Source organism: Streptomyces sp. NPDC048650 (genome assembly GCF_043199095.1).
Classification (GTDB): domain Bacteria; phylum Actinomycetota; class Actinomycetes; order Streptomycetales; family Streptomycetaceae; genus Streptomyces.
On the sequence record NZ_JBICVM010000020.1, the window covers coordinates 84,384 to 101,406 of the forward strand.

Annotated in this window: 17 protein-coding genes; 9 read left to right on the plus strand and 8 right to left on the minus strand. The window is 71.5% G+C overall.

Annotated elements, in window-relative coordinates; genetic code table 11:
* The first annotated feature begins 91 nt into the window (after nt 1-91).
* A complete protein-coding gene (locus tag ACGFML_RS35160) occupies nt 92-994 on the plus strand; it encodes a sterol desaturase family protein (protein WP_393549735.1) in 903 nt (300 codons plus the stop codon).
* Complete coding sequence (locus ACGFML_RS35165) at nt 991-1,689, plus strand: lysoplasmalogenase (protein ID WP_393549736.1); 699 nt, start codon at nt 991-993, stop codon at nt 1,687-1,689. The genes ACGFML_RS35160 and ACGFML_RS35165 overlap by 4 nt, the downstream gene beginning before the upstream one ends.
* Nucleotides 1,690-1,731: 42 nt before the next feature.
* On the opposite strand, the gene ACGFML_RS35170 is transcribed toward ACGFML_RS35165, so the two are convergent.
* Nucleotides 1,732-3,237 (minus strand): S8 family serine peptidase, encoded by a 1,506-nt coding sequence (locus ACGFML_RS35170; protein ID WP_393549737.1) that lies wholly within the window; start codon nt 3,235-3,237, stop codon nt 1,732-1,734.
* A 180-nt stretch (nt 3,238-3,417) separates the two neighbouring features.
* Entirely contained in the window at nt 3,418-3,612 is a 195-nt protein-coding gene (locus ACGFML_RS35175; protein WP_393549738.1) for a hypothetical protein, read from the minus strand.
* Between the two features lie 188 nt (nt 3,613-3,800).
* Between ACGFML_RS35175 and ACGFML_RS35180 the strand changes: the two genes are divergently transcribed.
* The 3 genes from ACGFML_RS35180 to moaA all read left to right on the plus strand — a co-directional run bounded on the left by ACGFML_RS35180 (nt 3,801) and on the right by moaA (nt 6,953).
* Nucleotides 3,801-4,166 (plus strand): DUF485 domain-containing protein, encoded by a 366-nt coding sequence (locus tag ACGFML_RS35180; RefSeq protein ID WP_393549739.1) that lies wholly within the window; start codon nt 3,801-3,803, stop codon nt 4,164-4,166.
* On the plus strand, nt 4,163-5,785 hold the full coding sequence (locus ACGFML_RS35185) for a cation acetate symporter (protein ID WP_393549740.1): 1,623 nt from the start codon (nt 4,163-4,165) through the stop codon (nt 5,783-5,785). The genes ACGFML_RS35180 and ACGFML_RS35185 overlap by 4 nt, the downstream gene beginning before the upstream one ends.
* Before the next feature lie 178 nt (nt 5,786-5,963).
* Nucleotides 5,964-6,953 (plus strand): GTP 3',8-cyclase MoaA, encoded by a 990-nt coding sequence (moaA, locus tag ACGFML_RS35190; RefSeq protein ID WP_393549741.1) that lies wholly within the window; start codon nt 5,964-5,966, stop codon nt 6,951-6,953.
* A gap of 10 nt (nt 6,954-6,963) precedes the next feature.
* On the opposite strand, the gene ACGFML_RS35195 is transcribed toward moaA, so the two are convergent.
* Together ACGFML_RS35195 and ACGFML_RS35200 are read right to left on the minus strand one after the other, a co-directional pair.
* Nucleotides 6,964-7,215 carry a hypothetical protein gene (locus tag ACGFML_RS35195; protein ID WP_393549742.1) on the minus strand — a complete coding sequence of 84 codons (252 nt, stop codon included), beginning with the start codon at nt 7,213-7,215 and terminating at the stop codon, nt 6,964-6,966.
* 197 nt (nt 7,216-7,412) lie between these two features.
* Entirely contained in the window at nt 7,413-7,802 is a 390-nt protein-coding gene (locus tag ACGFML_RS35200; protein ID WP_393549743.1) for a DUF3099 domain-containing protein, read from the minus strand.
* Nucleotides 7,803-8,034: 232 nt separating this feature from the next.
* Here ACGFML_RS35200 and ACGFML_RS35205 point away from each other — a divergent pair, with 232 nt between their 5' ends.
* Nucleotides 8,035-8,313, plus strand: a complete 279-nt coding sequence (locus tag ACGFML_RS35205) for a GlsB/YeaQ/YmgE family stress response membrane protein (protein ID WP_393549744.1) — start codon at nt 8,035-8,037, stop codon at nt 8,311-8,313.
* A gap of 68 nt (nt 8,314-8,381) precedes the next feature.
* Here ACGFML_RS35205 and tyrS read toward each other — a convergent pair whose 3' ends face one another.
* From tyrS to ACGFML_RS35220, 3 genes are all read right to left on the minus strand, one after another.
* Entirely contained in the window at nt 8,382-9,785 is a 1,404-nt protein-coding gene (tyrS, locus tag ACGFML_RS35210) for a tyrosine--tRNA ligase (protein WP_393549745.1), read from the minus strand.
* Between the two features lie 127 nt (nt 9,786-9,912).
* A complete protein-coding gene (locus tag ACGFML_RS35215) occupies nt 9,913-11,343 on the minus strand; it encodes a metallopeptidase TldD-related protein (RefSeq protein ID WP_393549746.1) in 1,431 nt (476 codons plus the stop codon).
* Nucleotides 11,340-12,896 (minus strand): TldD/PmbA family protein, encoded by a 1,557-nt coding sequence (locus ACGFML_RS35220; protein ID WP_393549747.1) that lies wholly within the window; start codon nt 12,894-12,896, stop codon nt 11,340-11,342. The genes ACGFML_RS35215 and ACGFML_RS35220 overlap by 4 nt, the downstream gene beginning before the upstream one ends.
* 137 nt (nt 12,897-13,033) lie before the next feature.
* Between ACGFML_RS35220 and fabG the strand changes: the two genes are divergently transcribed.
* Both fabG and fabI read left to right on the plus strand, forming a co-directional pair.
* Nucleotides 13,034-13,738 (plus strand): 3-oxoacyl-[acyl-carrier-protein] reductase, encoded by a 705-nt coding sequence (gene fabG, locus ACGFML_RS35225; protein WP_393549748.1) that lies wholly within the window; start codon nt 13,034-13,036, stop codon nt 13,736-13,738.
* A gap of 5 nt (nt 13,739-13,743) precedes the next feature.
* A complete protein-coding gene (gene fabI / locus ACGFML_RS35230; protein WP_393549749.1) occupies nt 13,744-14,514 on the plus strand; it encodes an enoyl-ACP reductase FabI in 771 nt (256 codons plus the stop codon).
* 319 nt (nt 14,515-14,833) lie between these two features.
* Here fabI and ACGFML_RS35235 read toward each other — a convergent pair whose 3' ends face one another.
* Nucleotides 14,834-15,517: a FadR/GntR family transcriptional regulator gene (locus ACGFML_RS35235; RefSeq protein ID WP_393549750.1), complete on the minus strand. Its 684-nt coding sequence runs from the start codon at nt 15,515-15,517 to the stop codon at nt 14,834-14,836.
* A gap of 154 nt (nt 15,518-15,671) precedes the next feature.
* Between ACGFML_RS35235 and ACGFML_RS35240 the strand changes: the two genes are divergently transcribed.
* Entirely contained in the window at nt 15,672-17,015 is a 1,344-nt protein-coding gene (locus ACGFML_RS35240) for a CynX/NimT family MFS transporter (protein WP_393549751.1), read from the plus strand.
* Nucleotides 17,016-17,023 lie beyond the last annotated feature (8 nt).

A 17,023-nucleotide genomic window follows, 5' to 3' on the forward strand; every position in this document is an offset into this window, starting at 1 on the left:
CGGTGTCCGCCGCACAGCTGACGGCGCGTCTTACATACTTCTCGGTAACAACCTCTAGCGGCGCCCCCGTCACCGCCTTTATGGTGCGGGCATGCCGCACCTGCCCGATGTCCTGCTGTGGTCCGTACCGGCCTTCGCCCTGCTCGCCGTCGTGGAGATGGTGAGCTACCGCCTGCATCCCGACGAGGAGGCGGAGGGCTACGAGGTCAAGGACGCGGCCACCAGCGTCGGCATGGGCCTCGGCAGCCTGGTGTTCGACGCCCTGTGGAAGATACCCATCGTGGCGATCTACGCCGCGGTGTACGAACTCACCCCGCTGCGCGTGCCCGTGCTGTGGTGGACGCTGCTGCTGATGCTGCTCGCCCAGGACTTCTTCTACTACTGGTCGCACCGCGGACACCACGTCATCCGCGTCCTGTGGGCCTGCCATGTGGTGCACCACTCCAGCAAGAAGTTCAACCTCACCACCGCCCTGCGCCAGCCCTGGACGACCTGGACCGTGTGGCCGTTCTACGTCCCGATGGTCGCCCTCGGCGTGCACCCGGCGGTGATCGCGTTCACCTCGGGCGCCAACCTCGTCTACCAGTTCTGGGTGCACACCGAGCGGGTCGGCAAGCTGCCCCGGCCGGTGGAGTTCGTGCTCAACACGCCGTCCCACCACCGCGTCCACCACGCCTCCCAAGGCGGCTACCTGGACCGCAACTACGGCGGGATCCTGATCGTCTGGGACCGGATGTTCGGCTCGTTCGCCGCCGAGACCGAGCGCCCCGTCTACGGCCTCACCAAGAACATCGAGACCTACAACCCACTGCGGGTGGCCACCCACGAATACGCCGCCATCGCACGCGACGTACGGGCCGCAAACAGCTGGCGCGAGCGGGCCGGGCGGATCTTCCGCGGGCCGGGCTGGCAGCCGGCCGAGCGGTCCGCGGAGGGCGGGCCCCGGCCGGAACCGCGCGGCGCCGCACCCGCCGTCGAGGAGACCGCGGCGTGACCGCCCGGTGGCCCAGGGCGGTGCGGCCGCTGCTGGGCGCCTTCGGCGTGCTCGCCGTCGTCCATCTCGGGGCACTGCTCGCCTCGGCCACCACCCTCGCGCACCTCACCAAGCCCGCGCTGATGCCGGTGCTCGCCGCCGGTGTGCTGGCCCGCGGCGGGCCGCCGCTGCTCGCCGGTGCGCTGCTGTTCGGCTGCGGCGGCGACACCTTCCTCCAGATCGGCGGCGACACCGTCTTCCTGGTGGGCATGGCGTCGTTCGCCGCCGGACACGTCTGCTATCTGGTGCTGGCCGCCCGACACGGCACCTCGCCGGGCGGGCGGGCCCGGACGGGGAGGCTCGGCGCCGGCTACGCCGCCGTGCTGGCCGCCACCGTCGTGCTGCTGTGGCCGGACCTCCCCGCCGACCTGCGGATCCCGGTCGCCGGCTACAGCCTGCTGCTGACCGCGATGGCCTTCGGCGCGCTCCGCGCCGGGCCGTGGGCCGCGGCCGGCGGACTGCTCTTCCTGCTCTCCGACACCTTGATCGCGAGCGGTATCGCGCACTGGCCGCAACTGCCCGGCCCGCAGTTCTGGATCATGCTCACCTACGCGGCGGCGCAGCTGGCGCTGGCCGAGGGAGTGCTCCGGGCGGCGGCGGGCGCCGAGGGGGCCGGGCGGCGCACCGCGCGGCCCCCCGAGGCAGTCGCTGCCTGAGTCGCGTCCCGGATCCGGATCACGTCCCGGATCCGGCCCGGCTCACTTCCTGACCGCGTCCAGGGCGTCGACGATGCCGTAGCCGAAGTGGCTGTTGACGTGCGGGGTGCCGGTGCACGTGGCGTCGTCCGTGGGGCAGCCGGGGTTGTCCGCCTGCTGCTTGAGCAGCCACTGGATCTCCTGCGGGCCGGACTTGGGGTGGGTGCTCTTCATGAGCGCCGCCACACCCGCGACGTGCGGGGTCGCCATCGACGTTCCCGCCAGATAGGCCCAGTCGCCGCCCGGCATCGTGGAGAGGATGTTGCCGTTCTTGGCGGGCAGCTCGGGCACCTGCTTGGAGTCGCCGCCCGGGGCGGCCACGTCGATCTGGCCCAGGCCGTAGTTCGAGTAGGACGACTTGAGGCGGTGCACCCCGGTCGCGGCGACGGTCACCGTGCCCGGCAGCTGCGTGGGCACGTCCCAGCAGGTCTTCGGGCTGACGGTGCGGGTGACGGGGGTCGAGTCGTTGGGGCTGCCGGTGTCGGTGAGCTTGTCGGCCGCCAGGTCCATGGCGGAGTTGCCCGCGGCGGCGACGTTGAGCACGCCCTTGCCCTGCGCGTACTTCGCCGCCCGGCCGACCGCGTCAATGATCGCGGCCTGATCCGCGTCGTCCTTGCAGTTGAACATCCACGGGTCGACGTAGTAGCTGTTGTTGGTGACCTCGACGCCGTGGTCGGCCGCGAAGACGAAGGCGCAGACCACGCTCTCGGCGTAGAACAGCGACGTCTCGGGCTCGCTGACCTTGATGGCGGAGATCTTCACGCCGGGGGCGACGCCCGCCACTCCCACACCGTTGCGGGCTGCGGCGATGGTTCCCGCGACATGTGTGCCGTGGTAGTCGCTGTCCGGGTCCCAGGGGCGCCAGGCTCCCTTGGACGTATCGGGCACGCCGCCCACGCAGTTGGCGGACTGCTTCGCGGAGAAGTTGGCCTTCAGATCCGGGTGGGTGTCGTCCACGCCGGTGTCGATGATGCCGACGGTGACGTTCCTGCTGCCGGGGTTCACCTTCGCGGCCTTGTCGGCCTTGATCGCGGGAAGGTCCCACTGGAGCGGCTCGAGCGGCTCCCCGCCGTTCGCCTTCGCCGTCGCGGCCGCCGCCTTGAGCTGGGACTTCGGCAGTGCGATCTTCTGCGGCTTGCCGACGTCGGTGGTGCCGGTCGCCTTGAGCGGAGCGGTGCGGGTCGCGCCCGCCGACTGCACACCGGGCACGGTGCGCAGGGCTGTCGCGAACCCTGGGTTGGCCGAGTGGACGACGATCACGCCTATCTGCTCATGCGTGGTGATCACCTTCCCGCCGGCCTTGGATATCGCCTTCTTCACCTTGCCGACCGTGGCGTGGCCGGGCGTGGTGTTCACGACGTACGACAGCTGCGGGCCGTCGGCCGGGGCCGCGGCGGAGTCCTGGGACGCGGCGGTGGCTGCGTTCGGGAGGAATCCGAGGGAAGCCGTCAGAGCCAGTCCGAGCGGCAGAGCCAGCGCCCGCATGCGTCTGGATCGGGGATGAGCCATGGGGTACTCCACATCATCCGTGAGACCGCCCGCACGCGGATGTGCGTACGGGCGGATGCAATGCGACGTGAAGCTATCGGCGATCACCGGCACTCAGCAATGGAATGAGGAAAAAACCCCGCAGGGACGTCCAATTGACGTGATGTCAGGCGGTACCCGGGGATCCGGTGCGCGGGGGCGTCAGATGCCGCGTCGCAGGGTGCCGATGCTCAGCGGGGGCAGCGCGACCCGCGGGCCGTACCAGCGGCGCGGCAGTGGTCCGGAGGGCCGCGGCGCCGGCGGGGCGGCGGCGAGCGGGGCGGGCAGTCGGACGCTGCCGTAGGGGCGCCGACGGGGACCGGAGGGTTGCGGGGTCTGCGCGGGCGGCGGGGTCACACCGGGCTCAACGAAGCGCCCGCGCGGCGGTGGCGGCCGCGCGGCGCCGCTTGCGCGACTTTCCTCGGGGTTTCCACGAACCACCCCCTGTCGGATCGACTCCCGCGGCTCTACGATGCGTGATCCACATCACTTATCTGGGCCTTATCGTCGGGCTCGGGACCAGCCCCTACGCGTCAGGAGAATCCGTGAGTGCCGCACCCACCCTCGACCCGGGGACGCATGAGCCGCCCGACTACCGCCAGGTGCAGGCGAGCGCGGAATTCGCGGCCCTGCGCCGCTCCCACCGCTCGTTCGCCTTTCCGCTGACCGTCGCCTTCATCCTCTGGTACCTCGCGTACGTGCTGCTGTCGAGCTACGCCGGCGGTTTCATGGCCACGAAGGTCGCCGGCCACATCAATGTCGCCTTCGTCCTCGGCATCGCCCAGTTCGTCACGACCTTCCTGATCGCCTGGTGGTACGCCCGGCACGCCGCCGCCAAGCTCGACCCCAAGGCGGCGGCCATCAAGGCCCGCCTGGAGAGCGAAGCGGCCGGTCAGGAGGTCGACGCATGAGCCTCACCCAGCAGCTCGCGGCGGGTGGCGCGGGCGAACACCGCACCCTGATCGTCACCCTCTTCGCGGTCTTCGTCGCCGCCACCCTCGGCATCACCGTCTGGGCCGGCCGGCAGACCAAGGGCGCGGAGGACTTCTACGCCGGCGGCCGCCAGTTCAGCGGTTTCCAGAACGGCCTGGCCATCTCCGGCGACTACATGTCCGCCGCGTCCTTCCTCGGTATCGCCGGCGCCATCGCCCTCTTCGGCTACGACGGCTTCCTCTACTCCATCGGCTTCCTCGTCGCCTGGCTCGTCGCGCTGCTGCTCGTGGCCGAACCGCTGCGCAACTCCGGCCGGTTCACCATGGGCGACGTCCTCGCCTACCGGATGCGCCAGCGCCCGGTCCGCACGGCCGCGGGCACCTCCACCATCGTCGTCTCGATCTTCTACCTGCTCGCCCAGATGGCGGGCGCCGGCGCCCTGGTCACCCTGCTCCTCGGCATCACCAGCGAGGCCGGCAAGATCCTGGTCGTCGTCCTCGTCGGCATCGTGATGATCCTCTACGTCACCATCGGCGGGATGAAGGGGACCACCTGGGTCCAGATGGTGAAGGCGGTGATGCTGATCGCCGGCACCCTGCTGATCACCTTCCTGGTGGCGCTCAAGTTCGACTTCAACGTCTCCTCGCTGCTCGGCGCCGCCGCGGAGAACAGCGGAAAGGGTTCCGCCTTCCTGGAGCCCGGCCTCAAGTACGGCGCCAGCGCCACCTCGAAGATCGACTTCATCTCGCTGGGCATCGCCCTCGTCCTGGGCACCGCGGGCCTGCCGCACATCCTCATCCGCTTCTACACCGTGCCCACCGCCAAGGCCGCCCGGAAGTCGGTGAACTGGGCGATCGGCATCATCGGCGTCTTCTACCTGATGACCATCGCGCTCGGCTTCGGTGCCGCGGCCCTGATCAAGCCGGAGGACATCACCGCCGCCAACAAGGCGGGCAACACCGCGGCCCCGCAGCTCGCCGAGGTGATCGGCGGCGGTGCCGGATCCACCGGGGGCGCGGTGCTGCTCGCCGTCATCTCCGCCGTCGCCTTCGCCACGATCCTCGCGGTGGTCGCCGGCCTCACCCTCGCCTCGTCCTCGTCCTTCGCCCACGACATCTACGTCAACGTCCTGCGCAAGGGGGAGGCCACCGAGAAGGAAGAGGTCGGCGCGGCCCGCTGGGCGACCGTCGGCATCGGCGCCGTCGCCATCGTGCTGGGCGTCTTCGCCCGCGGCCTGAACGTCGCGGGCCTGGTGGCGCTGGCCTTCGCGGTCGCCGCCTCCGCCAACCTCCCGACCATCCTCTACAGCCTGTTCTGGAAGCGCTTCACCACCCAGGGCGCCCTGTGGTCCATCTACGGCGGCCTCGCCTCCTCCGTGCTGCTGGTCCTTTTCTCCCCGGTCGTCTCCGGCAAGGAGACCTCGATGTTCCCGGGCGCGGACTTCGATGTCTTCCCCCTGGAGAACCCCGGCCTGATCTCCATTCCGCTGGGCTTCCTGCTCGGCTGGCTCGGCTCCCTGCTCTCCAAGGAGGAGCCGGACGTCAAGAAGTACGCCGAGCTGGAGGTGCGCTCGCTCACCGGAACCGGCGCCCACTGAGCGCTCTGGCCGTCCGTACAGGGGCCGGGCGGGGTGGTGTCGTAGATCCCTACGACGCCACCCCGCCCACCTCGTGCTTCTCAGCCCTGCTCAGCGTCCCTCTCATCACGTAGGCTCGAAGACGTACTGATCCACCGCCAAGGGCAATCGGATCGACCACCGTCGGGGAGGGGGCCCTGTGCTCATCGACACTTTCGGCCGCGTGGCCACCGACCTGCGCGTTTCACTGACCGACCGGTGCAATCTGCGCTGTACGTACTGCATGCCCGAGGAGGGCCTGCAATGGCTCGCCAAGCCGGATCTGCTCACCGACGACGAGATCGTCCGACTCATCCGGATAGCCGTCACCGACCTCGGGATCGAAGAGGTCCGCTTCACCGGCGGCGAGCCCCTGCTCCGCCCCGGCCTGGTCGGCATCGTCGAGCGCGTCGCACAGCTCACCCCGCGCCCCCAGATGTCCCTGACCACCAACGGCATCGGCCTCCAGCGCACCGCCACCGCACTGCGCGACGCCGGCCTGGACCGCGTCAACGTCTCCCTCGACACCCTGCGGCCCGACGTCTTCCAGACCCTGACCCGCCGCAAGCGGCACGACGACGTCCTGCGCGGCCTCGCGGCGGCCCGCGCCGCCGGCCTCACCCCGGTCAAGGTCAACACCGTCCTGATGCCCGGCCTCAACGACGACGAGGCCCCCGACCTGCTGGCCTGGGCGGTCGAGAACGACTACGAACTCCGGTTCATCGAGCAGATGCCGCTGGACGCCCAGCACGGCTGGAAGCGCGACGGCATGATCACCGCGGGGGACATCCTCGCCGCGCTGCGCACCCGCTTCGAGCTCACTCCCGAGGGCGGCGAGGAGCGCGGCTCCGCGCCCGCCGAGCGCTGGATCGTCGACGGCGGCCCGCACCGCGTCGGCGTCATCGCCTCCGTCACCCGCCCGTTCTGCCACGCCTGCGACCGCACCCGCCTGACGGCGGACGGACAGGTGCGCACCTGTCTCTTCGCCACCGAGGAGACGGATCTGCGCGCCGCGCTGCGCTCGGACGCCCCCGACTCCGAGATCGCCCGGATCTGGAAGCTGGCGATGTGGGGCAAGAAGGCGGGCTCCGGGCTGGACGACCCGTCCTTCCTGCAGCCGGAGCGCCCGATGTCCGCGATCGGCGGCTGAGCGCCCCGGGTCACCGTCCGGCGGCCGACGCCTCCCAGTCCTCCAGCGTCACCACGTCCTTGAGGAAGCCGCGCACGCCGAGGAACTGCGACAGATGCTCCCGGTGCTCCTCGCACGCCAGCCACGTCTTGCGGCGGTCGGGGGTGTGCACCTTCGGGTTGTTCCACGCCAGCACCCACACCGCGGCCGCACGGCAGCCCTTGGCGGAGCAGATGACGGCACCCGTATCGGCGGGCGGATTCAGGAAATTCGGGGAGTTCACGGCCTCAACCCTACGTCCCGCACCGGGGAGCGGACATGACGACGCCGGGCAGCCACGGGGGGAGCCGCCCGGCGTCGGTCCGTCGCTCCGACGGGGGATGCGGAGCGCGTACGCAGTATGTCACGCGGGATGGTGCGTAGTGCACCGGATCCACATGATTGATCTGAGCTTTTCTTGAGCTTTGCGGAGGTGTGCGCTCAGCTTCGCTCGCCCCGAGAATCCGGAGTATCTGCTTCCGGTGGCGGCGGCACGGAATCCGCGGAGTCGTCCCCGTCGCCGGGGACCCCGGCCCCGGGCCCCAGCACGGGCCGGGCGGGCGGGGCGACGAAGGTGGACGGAAGCGAAGGGGCGTTCTCCCGGCCCGCGTTGGCGATGACGACCGCGACATACGGGAGCCCGATACCCAGCACCAGCGTGGCGATGGCGATGGGCCGCTCGACGTTCCACAGCACGGCGGTGAGGACGACCGCCACGCTCCGGATCGCCATCGAGATCACATAGCGGCGCTGTCGGCCCTTCACGTCGTCGGACAGCCCCTGCCGGGCCCCGGTGATCCGGAAGGCCTGGGCGCTGCTCTGCTTCCGCATCACGTTCCACCACCTGCTCAGTAGCGCCGGATTCTCCCCGGTTTCCGGTCAGATCCCACGGTACGCCGCGGCTCCGCCGTGTTCGAGACCGGGGCGTGCCCGCGAAGGCCGGATCCGGCGGAACAAGCCGCGTAGTGGCGGCTCCGGCGTGCGGCGCAGGGGATGCGGAGCGACACTGGCGGGGCACGGCTACCTGCGCGGCGGCCTTCTCCGCGCCGCACGAGGAGGCGACATGAACTGGTTGTGGGCCATCATCCTCGGGCTGATCCTGGGCTTGATCGCCAAGGCCATCATCCCGGGCAAACAGCAGATCCCGCTCTGGCTGACCGTGATCTTCGGCATGCTGGGCAGCGTCCTGGGCAACTGGGCGGCCACCGGTCTCGGCGTCAACGACACCAGCGGCATCGACTGGATGCGGCACCTGCTCCAGCTGATCGGCGCGGTCATCGTCGTCGCCGTGGGCGACCGGATCTGGGCCTCCGTCCGCGGCCGCCACAGACATGCGACCTGAACCGACGGGCGGACGACGGCGGCCGGTGCGCGGGCTTCGCGCACCGGCCGCCGCCGTGTGCGTCCGGCTCAGCGGCCCTCGAGCTGGGCCAGCTTGCGCCCCGCCTTGAGGTACGCGGCGCCCGGCGTACCGGCCAGCTTCTCGGCCAGCACCTCGGACAGCGGGCGCACCGAGTCGGCCTCGGCGAGCACCACGGTCTCCTGGCCGGCCTCGCCCTCCACCACCAGCCGCAGCGCGTTCTGCTTGGCCAGCCGGCGTGCGGCCGAGGCGCTCGGCGTGAACTCCAGGACCTTGGTCAGCACCGCCGCGACCGTCTCCGCGCCGTGCTCGGCGACATCGACGGCCGGCAGCGAATCGACATCGGCGAAGGACTTCTTGGAGAACTGCGCGACGAACCCGGCCCGCGCCGTCATCGCCGCGTCCAGCCCGTACAGCGCGGCCACGACCTCGCCCGCGAGGATCTTCTTGAGGTCCATCGGGTGCAGCGAGCGGGCCGTGATCCGGCCCAGGGCGAGCGCGATCTCCTCGTCCGTCCACTCCGTCCACGCCTTGAGGTACGGCTCCATCAGCCGGTCCGGCACCGACATGATCTTGCCGAAGACGTCGTCCGCGGCCGCGCTCAGACCGACGTAGTTGCCCTTGGACTTGGACATCTTGGCGCCGGTGCCGTCCGTGCCCTCGATCAGCGGCATGGTGACGACCAGCTGCGGCGTCTGCCCGCGCAGCTCCATCAGCTTGCGGGCCATCTGCAGATTGAGCAGCTGGTCCGAGCCGCCCAGCTCCACATCGCAGTTCAGCGCCACCGAGTCCAGGCCCTGGGCGATGGGGTACAGCAGCTCGGTCATGGTCAGACCGGAGCCGGCCGCCAGTCGGTTGCGGAAGTCCTCCCGCTGCAACAGCTGCGAGGCGGGTACGTGGGCGAGCAGCCCGAGGAGCTCGGGGAAGGTGTACCCCGCCAGCCACTCGCTGTTCTGCCGGAAGCTGACCTTCTCGAAGTCGAAGAAGGGGCGCACCTGTTCGCGGTAGGTGGCGAGGTTGTGCGCGATGTCCTGGTCGGTCAGCGCCGGGCGCTCGGCGGTGCGGCCCGAGGGGTCACCGATCTTGGCGGTGAAGTCGCCGATGATCAGGGTGACGTCGTGGCCCAGCCGCTGGAACCGGCTCAGGATGATCAGTGGGACCGCGTGCCCCAGGTGCACATCGGTCGCCGTCGGGTCGATGCCCAGCTTGATGTGCAGGCCCTCGCCGGCCGCCCGGCGCTCCTCGATCCGCTCGGCCAGCTTGTCCACACCCGGCAGGACCTCGACCGTACGGGCCGCGATCAGCTCGGCCTGCTCCTTGGCGGGCAGGTCCGTCAGGTCGAGATAGCGCCGGGCGCCCGTCTCCTGGAGCAGCTCCTGGACCGTGGTGTCCGAGGAGAGGTCGGCGGAGAGCAGCGTGCTGGCGCGGGCGACGGATTCGCCGAGGCGTGTCATGGCGTTCCTGATCGATCGTGGTTCCCAAAGGGTGGATCCCGAAGGGGAGGCAAGGGGCCAGTCTATTCGGTGTGCGCACCTGCCCCGCCTGCCCGGCCGGGTGCCGCGCCCGGCCGGGCAGGCGCGCTCACACCCCCCGGCTGACCGAGCTCATGTTGAAGTCCGGGATCCGCAGCGCGGGCATCGCGGCCCGGGTGAAGTAGTCGCCCCACTCGCGCGGCAGGGTCCGCTCGGTGCGGCCCGCCTCCGTGGCCCGCGCCAGCAGGTCGACCGGTGACTCGTTGAAGCGGAAGTTGTTGACCTCGCCGGCCACCTCGCCGTTCTCGACCAGATAGACGCCGTCCCGGGTCAGTCCGGTCAGCAGCAAGGTGGCCGGGTCGACCTCGCGGATGTACCACAGGCAGGTCAGCAGCAGCGCCGGCCCGTCGTGGCCGCTCGCCGCCACCATCTCGTCCAGGGAACGCGAACCGCCCGCCTCCAGAAGGAGGTTGTCGATCCCGGGCGCCACCGGCAGCCCGGTCAGCCCGGCGCTGTGCCGGGTGGTCGGCAGCCGGTTCAGCACGCCGTCGCGCACCCAGTCGGTGGTCGTCAGGGGCAGGCCGTTGTCGAAGACGGACGCGTCGTCACCGGACGAGCGCGCCAGCACGAACGGAGCGCACTCCAGGCCCGCGGCCCCCGGGTCGCTGCGCAGCGTCAGCGGCAGCCCGGAGAGCCGTTCGCCGATCCGGGTGCGCGCCCCCTCCCGGCCGCCGTCGCCGGACCGGGAGAAGACCGTGCGGCCCTCCGCGGCGTCCCGGGCCGAGGACGACCACATCTGGTAGATCAGCAGGTCGGCCACGGCGGTCGGGGGCAGCAGCGTCTCGTACCGGCCGGCCGGCAGCTCGACGCGCCGCTCGGCCCAGGCCAGCCGACGGGCCAGCTCCGCGTCCAGCTCCCGCGGGTCGACGTCGCCGAAGTCGCGGGTGGCGCGCCCGGTCCAGGCCGAGCGGCTGCGGTCCGGTGACTTGGCGTTCAGCTCCAGCGTCCCGGTGGGCTGGTCGTGCCGCAGCCGCAGCCCGGCCGAGGTGCCCAGATAGGAGGAGACGACGCCGTGGTGGGCGAAGCCGTACAGCTCGCGCCCGCCGGAGCGGGCCTGCTGGAAGGACTCGCCCAGCGCCGGCGCGAACCGCGCGAAGACGTCCGAGGAGGTCTCGGCCGGCGCGTCGGTGAAGTCGGCGGACGCCTTCGTGCCGGCCACCAGCGGCTGCGCGTCCTCGGCCGGCCCCGCGTCCCGCGCCGCCGCCTCCGCTGCCCGGACCAGCTCCTCCAGATCGTCCGTGGTGACCGCCGACCGGGAGACCACCCCCGACGCGCTGCCCCGACCACCGTCCACGGTGGCCACGACGGTCAGCGTCCGGCCCCGGGTGACGCCGTTGGTGGTGAGCGCATTGCCCGCCCAGCGCAGGTTGGCGCTGGAGTGCTCGTCGGCGATGACCACACAGCCGTCCGTGCGGGAGAGCTCCAGGGCCCGCTCGACGATCTCGTGCGGTGCGTTCGTACGGCGCGTGCGCGGGCTCATCGGCCGGCCTCCTGCGTGGTGTTGAGGATGTTCACGCCCTCGAACAGGGCCGACGGGCAGCCGTGCGACACCGCCGCGATCTGTCCGGGCTGCGCCTTGCCGCAGTTGAAGGCGCCGCCCAGGACGTAGGTCGCCGGGCCGCCGACCGCGGTCATCGAGCCCCAGAAGTCGGTGGTGGTCGCCTGATAGGCGACGTCGCGCAGCTGGCCGGCGAGCCGCCCGTTCTCGATCCGGAAGAACCGCTGACCGGTGAACTGGAAGTTGTGGCGCTGCATGTCGATCGACCAGGACCGGTCGCCGACGACGTAGATGCCGCGCTCCACCCCCGCGATCAGCTGCTCGGTGGACGGCCCGTCCGGCGCGGGCCGGAGCGAGACGTTCGCCATCCGCTGCACCGGAACATGGCCCGGCGAGTCCGCGAACGCACATCCGTTGGAACGCTCGAAGCCCGTCAACCGGGCGATTCTGCGGTCGAGTTGGTAGCCGACCAGCGTCCCGTCCCGGATCAGGTCCCAGGACTGCGCGGCCACGCCCTCGTCGTCGTAGCCGACCGTCGCCAGTCCGTGCTCGGCGGTCCGGTCGCCCGTCACATTCATGATCCCGGAGCCGTACGCCAGCTTCCCGAGCTGGTCGAAGGTGGCGAACGAGGTGCCCGCGTACGCCGCTTCGTAGCCCAGCGCCCGGTCCAGCTCGGTGGCGTGGCCGATCGACTCATGGATGGTCAGCCAGAGGTTCGAGGGGTCCACCACCAGGTCGTAGGCGCCGGGTTCGACGCCGGGCGCCCGCATCTTCTCGGCGAGGTGCTCCGGGATCTGCGCCAGCTCGCCGTCCCAGTCGTACCGGCCGTCGGTCAGGTACTCCCACCCTCGCCCCACCGGCGGGGCGAGGGTGCGCATCGACTCGAACCCGCCGCCCGCCCCGTCCACCGCGACCGCGGTCAGCTCGGGGTGCAGCCGCACCCGCTGCTGGGTGGTGCTGGTGCCGGCGGTGTCCGCGTAGAACTTGTTCTCCTGGACAGTCAGCAACGAGGCGTCGGCGTGCGCCACCCCGGGCGCCGCCAGCAGCCGCGCGCTCCACTCGGCCAGCAGCCCGGCCTTCTCCGCATCCGGTACGTCGAAGGGATCGATCTCGTACGAGGAGACCCACGTCCGGTCCGGGTGTGCGGGCTCCGCCGCCAGCTCCACCCTCTCCTGGGAACCGGCGGCCTCGATCACCTTGGCCGACAGCTTCGCCATGGCCACCGCCTGCGACGCCACCCGCGCCGCCGCGTCCATCGTCAGATCCACCCCGGAGGCGAACCCCCAGGCGCCGCCGTGCACCACCCGCACCGCATAGCCGAGGTCGGTGGTGTCCGAGGTCCCGGCCGTGCGGGCGTCCCGCAGCCGCCAGGCCGCGCTGCGCACCCGCTCCAGGCGGAAGTCGGCGTGCTCGGCGCCCAGCGCGCGGGCCCGCGCCAGAGCGGCGTCGGCCAGTGCGTGCAGGGGTAGCGCCAGAAAGCTCTCGTCAAGGGCATGGGGTACAGCTGGCACGTGATCCTCCCGTGGTCGGCGCATGCATCATGCCCTGCTTCTGTGGGGACCCGACAGTGACCGGCGCGAGCCCCTGTCCGGGACGGATTCCTCGGAAGTGCCCTGTGACCGATAGTTTCGTAGCGAACTCAGGACGGACAGGAAACGGAAAGGGTGATCTCTTGAGCCGCTCGGTTCTGGTCACTGGAGGCAATCGCGGCATTGGCCTTGCCATCGCCCGGGCCTTCGCCGAGGCAGGCGACAAGGTCGCCATCACCTACCGCTCGGGCGAGCCTCCCGCGGGATTTTTGGCCGTGAAGTGCGACATCACGGACGGCGAGCAGGTCGAGCAGGCGTACAAGGAGATCGAGGAGAAGCAGGGCGCGGTCGAGGTGCTGGTGGCCAACGCCGGCGTCACCCGCGACCAGTTGCTGATGCGGATGTCCGAGGAGGACTTCACCTCGGTCATCGAGACCAACCTCACCGGCACGTTCCGGGTGGTCAAGCGCGCCAACCGGGCGATGCTGCGGGCCCGTAAGGGGCGCGTGGTGCTGATCTCCTCCGTGGTGGGCCTGATGGGCGGCCCGGGGCAGGCGAACTACGCCGCCTCGAAGGCCGGCCTGGTGGGCTTCGCCCGCTCGCTCGCCCGGGAGCTGGGCAGCCGCAACATCACCGTCAACGTCGTCGCCCCCGGCTTCGTCGACACCGACATGACCCGCTCGCTCAGCGATGATCAGCGGGAGAACATCATGAAGCAGGTACCGCTCGCGCGCTATGCGCAGCCCGAGGAGATCGCCGCCTCGGTCCGCTTCCTGGCCTCCGACGAGGCCGCGTACATCACCGGAGCCGTCATTCCTGTCGACGGCGGATTGGGCATGGGGCACTGAACAGCATGAGTGGAATCCTTGCAGGCAAGCGCATCCTGGTCACGGGCGTGCTGACCGAGTCGTCGATCGCGTTCCAGGCGGCCAAGGTCGCCCAGAACGAGGGCGCCGAAGTCATCCTCACCGGCTTCGGCCGGCTCTCTCTCGTCGAGCGGATCGCCAAGCGGCTGCCCAAGCCCGCCCCGGTGATCGAGCTGGACGTCACCAACCAGGAGCACCTGGACGGTCTCGCCGACAAGATCCGCGAGCACCAGGGCGAGGACGCCCGTATCGACGGCATCGTGCACTCCATCGCCTTCGGCCCCCAGGGCGCCTTCAACTTCCTGGAGGCGAGCTGGGAGGACGTCGGCACGGCGGTCCAGGTCTCGGCGTACTCGTACAAGTCGCTGACGATGGCCCTGCTGCCGCTGATGGAGCACGGTGGCGCGGTCGTCGGTCTCACCTTCGACGCGCAGATCGCCTGGCCGAAGTACGACTGGATGGGCGTGGCCAAGGCGGCGCTGGAGTCCACCAACCGCTACCTGGCGCGCGACCTGGGCCCCAAGGGCATCCGCTGCAACCTGGTCTCGGCCGGTCCCATCAAGTCGATGGCCGCCAAGTCCATCCCCGGCTTCGAGGAGCTGGCGGACGTGTGGAACCACCGCGCCCCGATCGGCTGGGACCTGGCCGACCCGGAGCCGGCCGGCCGCGGTGTCGTCGGCATGCTCTCCGACTTCTTCCCCCGCACGACCGGTGAGATCGTGCACGTCGACGGCGGCGTGCACATGATGGGCGCCTGACGTCCCCAGCGCATCCCCACTGCCCGTCCCGGTCCGCCGGGGCGGGCAGAACGCGTTTTCGAGTCGGGAAGCCTCGGCGCCCGCCACACATCGGTGGAGGCGCCCGGGACCGTCCGGCGCCCCGCGTACGAACGGGGAGGAGGCGGTGCCGTGTCCGCGTCCCCGGCCGCACCGCGGCCCTGGCGGTCGTCCTGAGGCCCTGGCCCTGATCGAGTGCCGGCGCCGGTACGACCCGGATGTGGACCCCGCGCCGTGCCGCTCGGGCCCGCCAGGACCCCGGGTGAGGCGTCGCGCGAGGCGGATCGGGCCGCCCCGAGGATCAGGCCGGCCGAAGGACGGGGAAGCGGCACCCGAAGGAGTGCGCGCCCGCCTCCGAGGCGGCCAGGTCGCCGTCGCCCGCGCGGATCGCCTCCACCAGGCGCGCATGATCCATGTGCGCCTCGGGACGGAGCTCCGTGCCCACGTCGGCCCGCAGGAAGTCGCGCAGCACGCCCCCCAGGTCGGCGTAGATCTCGGCGAGCACGTCGTTGTGCGAGGCCGCCACCACCGCCATGTGCAAGGTCGCGTCCGCCTCCACGAACGCCTCGGCCGCCCCGGACCGCCAAGCCGCCTCGCGCCGCTCGAGAAGCGTGTCCAGCTGGCGCAGATCCTGCGGCGTACGGCGCCGTGCGGCGAGCCGTGCGGCCTCCGCCTCCAGGGCGCTGCGCAGCTCGGCGACGTGCAGGGGGTCGGCCTCGGCGAAGCGGCGGTTCATCACCCCGGCCAGCTCGCTGGTGGCGACCACATAGGTGCCCGAGCCCTGGCGGATGTCCAGCAGGCCGTTGTGCGCCAGCGCGCGTACGGCCTCGCGGACGGTGTTGCGGGCCACCCCGAGCTCCTCGACGAGTTCCGGCTCGGTCGGGATGCGGGAACCCACCGGCCACTCGCCGGACGTGATCTGGGCGCGCAGCTGCGCAATCACCTGGTCGGCGAGTACGGACCGGCGGGGCGAGGTCAGGGGCATGACGGTGCTCCGGAGGGGTGGGGTGGACGGACGGCGGCGCTGACCCCCATGGGCCCGTGCGGTCCCCGGTGTCGTGCGCGACGCCAGAGGTTATCCGCAACCGCGGCCTCGCCGAGTGGACAAGTATTCATCCCATGATTCTATGATGACGCCTATGGCAGACGACGACCTCGCGACCCTCGGCCCGGCGGCCGGGCCCCTCACGCACTCCGGCCCGGAGGCCGCCGGCGGCTCCGGCGGCCCGCAACCGACCCCTGTCCAGGCCCCGGCCGGTGCCGTGGTGGCCACGGCGGCGCCACGCTGGCTGCCGGGGGTCGTGATCGCCGGGATCGTGCTCGCCGCGCTCAATCTCCGGCCCGCCATCACCAGCCTCGGCGCGCTGCTGGAGGAGGTCCGCGACGGCCTGGGCATGAGCGGCACCGTCGCCGGGCTGCTGACCTCCGTACCGTCGCTGTGCTTCGCCGCCTTCGGCATCGCGGCACCCCGGCTGGCCAGGCGTTTCGGCCCCGGCGCCATCGTCTGCGGCGGCATGGCCGCGATTGCCGCCGGGCTCGCGCTGCGGCCGTTCGTCCCCGGCACCTCGGGCTTCCTCGCCGCCAGCGCGCTGGCCCTGGCCGGCATCGCGGTCGGCAACGTCCTGATGCCGGTCGTCATCAAGAGCTGGTTCCCCGACCGGGTCGGCCCGATGACCGGCCTGTACTCCATGGCGCTGGCCCTGGGCACGTCCCTGGCCGCCGCGGTCACCGTGCCCATGACTTCCGCGCTGGGCGGCAGTTGGCGCAGCGGGCTGGCGGTGTGGGCGGCACTCGCCGTCGTCGCCGTACTGCCCTGGCTCGTGGTCGTCCGCCGTCGCGCGTCGGTCTCGGGGGCCGGCGCGGGGGCTGCCGCGGGCGCCGTGGCGTCCGGCGGAGAACCCCCCGTACGGATCACCTCGTCGCCGACCGCCTGGGCGCTCGCCGTCTTCTTCGGTCTCCAGGCCACCGCGGCCTACATCACGATGGGCTGGATGCCGCAGATCTACCGTGACGCCGGGGTCTCCGCCGGCACCGCGGGAGTGCTGCTCGCCGTCACGATGGCGATGGGTGTCCCGCTCTCCTTCGTCCTGCCGCGGGTGGCCTCCCGTATGCGGCACCAGGGTCCGCTCGCGGTCGGCCTCGCCGTCTGCGGCCTGGCGGGCTACACCGGGCTCTGGCTGGCCCCGGCCGCCGGGGCCTGGGCCTGGGCGCTGCTGATGGGCATCTCCAACTGCTCGTTCCCGCTGGCACTGACCATGATCGGGATGCGCTCGTCCAGCGCGGCGGGGGTGGCCAAGCTGTCGGCCTTCGCGCAGTCCGTCGGCTATCTGATCTCCATCCCCGGGCCGCTGCTCGTGGGCACGCTCTACCAGCACAGCGGCGGCTGGGGCCTGCCGATCGCGCTGATGGCAGGGCTGCTGGTGCCGCAGATGGCGGTGGGCGTGCTGGCGGGCCGGGACCGCCGCATCGAGGACGAGCGGTGAGTGCGACA